The 2,680-nt window shown below is 77.8% G+C and carries 3 protein-coding genes; 1 reads left to right on the top strand and 2 read right to left on the bottom strand.

Annotated features, from left to right (window positions below; all coding sequences use genetic code 11):
- Positions 1-11: 11 nt before the first annotated feature.
- Both ABEB16_RS19115 and ABEB16_RS19110 read right to left on the bottom strand, forming a co-directional pair.
- Positions 12-875, bottom strand: coding sequence for an inositol monophosphatase family protein (locus ABEB16_RS19115; RefSeq protein ID WP_345713796.1), 864 nt, complete (start codon positions 873-875; stop codon positions 12-14).
- Positions 872-1,984 carry a ferrochelatase gene (locus ABEB16_RS19110; RefSeq protein ID WP_345713795.1) on the bottom strand — a complete coding sequence of 371 codons (1,113 nt, stop codon included), beginning with the start codon at positions 1,982-1,984 and terminating at the stop codon, positions 872-874. The genes ABEB16_RS19115 and ABEB16_RS19110 overlap by 4 nt, the downstream gene beginning before the upstream one ends.
- Before the next feature lie 159 nt (positions 1,985-2,143).
- On the opposite strand from ABEB16_RS19110, the gene sepH reads away from it, so the two are divergent.
- Positions 2,144-2,680 (top strand): septation protein SepH (gene sepH, locus ABEB16_RS19105; protein WP_345713794.1); only part of this gene is annotated, 537 nt, incomplete at its 3' end.

The following is a 2,680-nucleotide window of genomic DNA, read 5'->3' as shown; positions in this document are numbered from 1 at the left end:
CCCCGCAGCCCTCAGACCCGGGAGGCCACCGGCACCCCGGACTCCACCAGCGCCGCGCGCAGCGGCCCGTGCAGCGCCGGCGGGGCCGCCAGCAACCCGCCGGTCCCGGCGGGGCCGCCGTCGAAGCCCGTGACCAGCACCCCCGCCTCCGCGGCGACGAGCCACGCGGCGGCGAAGTCCCAGGCGTTGAGGCCGCGCTCGTAGTAGGCGTCGGTGCGCCCGGCCGCCACCCCGCACAGGTCCAGGGCCGCGGAGCCGATGCGCCGCACGTCCCGCACCCGGGGCATCAGCCGTGCCAGGACCGCCGCCTGCTCCCCGCGGCGCACCGCGTCGTAGCTGAAACCCGTCGCCACCAGGGCCTGCGCCAGCGGCGGCGCCTCGCGCGCCGCCAGCGGCCGGCCGTCGAGGAAGGCGCCCAGCCCCGCACCGGCCGTCCACGTGCCCGCACCGGCCGCCTCGTGCACGCAGCCGGCCAGCACCCGCCACGTCGCCGGGTCGGGCTCGCCCGCGCCGGCCGCGGGATCCTCCACGACGGCCACGCTCACGGCGTACGCGGGGATCCCGTACAGGTAGTTGACGGTGCCGTCGATCGGGTCGACCACCCACGTCAGCCCCGACGTGCCCGGCTCGTACCCGTGCTCCTCGCCCAGCACCCCGTCGTGCGGGCGCGCGGCGGCCAGCTCCCGGCGCAGCAGCTCCTCCGAGGCGGTGTCCATCGCCGTGACGACGTCCACCGGGCTGGACTTCGTCGCCGCGACCTCCACCCGGTCCGGGCGCCCCTCCCGCACGAGGCGGCCGGCGGCCCGGGCCACCCGCTCGGCCACCGCGAGCAGGTCGGCCACCGGGGTGCCGTCGACGGCTCGGGCGGCGCTCACGCGGGCACCGGGCCGGCGTAGTCGGCACCGGTGGCGGCGGGCAGGTCGGCGCGCAGGTTGCGGCAGCAACCCGCCGGGCACACCTCGTGGGAGGCACCCAGCGTGCCCAGGAACGGCTTGTCCGGGCTGCCGCCGCGGGCCAGCTCGGCGCGCTCCTCGACGAGGTCGACCAGGCCGGCGACGAACGAGGCCGCCGCACCGACCGTCGCCGCCCGCTCGCACGGCAGGCCGAGCTCCGCCGCGGTCTGCGCCGCCTCGGTGTCCAGGTCGAAGACGACCTCCATGTGGTCGGAGACGAACCCCACCGGGGCCAGCACCACGGCCGGCACGCCGGCGGCGGCCAGCTCCCGCAGGTGGTCGTTGACGTCCGGCTCCAGCCACGGCTGGCTCGGCGGGCCGGAGCGGGAGCAGTACACGAGGTCCCAGGCCGGCTCGCGGTCCAGCCCCGCCGCGACCTCCGCGGTGACCGCCGCCGCGACGTCGCGGTGCTGGCGGACGTAGGCGTTGCCGCCGGGACCGGAGGCGTCGTCCATGGCGGTGGGGACGGAGTGCGTGACGAACACGAGCCGGGCGCCGTCGCGCTGCTGCGGCGCCAGGCGGTCCAGGGCGGTGCGCACCGCCGCCGCGTTGGTGCGCACGAAGGCCGGGTGGTTGAAGTAGTGCCGCACCTTGTCCACCGCGAGGGTGCGCCCCTCGGCCGCCAGCGCCGCCAGCGCGCGGGCGAGGTCCTCGCGGTACTGCCGGCAGCTGGAGTACGACGAGTAGGCGCTCGTGAAGATCGTCAGGACCCGGCGGGCACCGGCCTCGTGGGCCTGACGCAGCACGTCGGTGACGTAGGGCGCCCAGTTGCGGTTGCCCCACAGCAGCGGCAGGTCGAGGCCGCGGGCGTCCAGCTCGGCGCGCAGCGCGGCGAGCAGGGCCCGGTTCTGGTCGTTGATGGGGCTGCGGCCGCCGAAGTGCAGGTAGTGCTCGGCGACCTCCTCCAGGCGCTCGCGGGGGATGCCGCGACCACGTGTGACGTTCTCCAGGAAGGGCATGACGTCGTCGGGGCCGTCGGGGCCCCCGAAGGACAGCAGCAGCAGGGCGTCGTAGGGGCGGGCGTCGCTCACCCCTGGAGTGTCCCAAGCGCCCGGCGTTCGCGCGCGAGCACCCGTGCCCCCGCGGGAGAGGTCGGCTTCGCCCCTGACCCCGGAGGTGGCAGAGTTCGTCCGCGAGGCACCGGTCGGGGACCCGGGCCCGCGCTCGCCACGGCTGGGAGGACGTCCGCCATGCACGACCTGAGGCTCGTCGGTGTGCACGACGACGGAGAGCACGTGGTCCTCGCCGGCAGCGACGGCTCCCGCTACCGCCTGCGCGTCGACGAGGCCCTGCGCGCGGCCGTGCGCCGCGACCGGGCGCGGCTGGGGCAGGTGCAGATCCAGGCGTCCGGGGAGCTGCGCCCCCGGGAGATCCAGGCCCGCATCCGCGCCGGGGAGAGCGCCGAGGAGATCGCGGCGCAGGCGGGCATCCCGCTGGCGAACGTGCGCCGCTACGAGGGGCCGGTGCTCGCCGAGCGCGACCACGTCGGCGGCATGGCGCGGCGGACCCCGTTCGGCCGCCGCGACGCCGCGGGCGCGGCGCCCGCGCTGGAGGACCTCGTCGTCCAGCGCCTCGCCGCCCGCGCCGTGGACCCCGAGGGGGTGCGCTGGGACGCCTGGCGGCAGGAGGACGGCGCCTGGGCGGTGCAGGTGGAGTTCGTCGCCGGCGGGCGCGGCCGGCTGGCGCGCTGGTCCTTCGACGTCGCGGCCCGCTCCCTGACCGCCGCC

The sequence above is a fragment of the Kineococcus glutinatus genome, assembly GCF_039542765.1.
Taxonomy (GTDB): domain Bacteria; phylum Actinomycetota; class Actinomycetes; order Actinomycetales; family Kineococcaceae; genus Kineococcus_A; species Kineococcus_A glutinatus.
The sequence above is the reverse complement of the archived record's forward strand: the minus strand, read 5'-3'. Positions and strand labels throughout refer to the sequence as shown.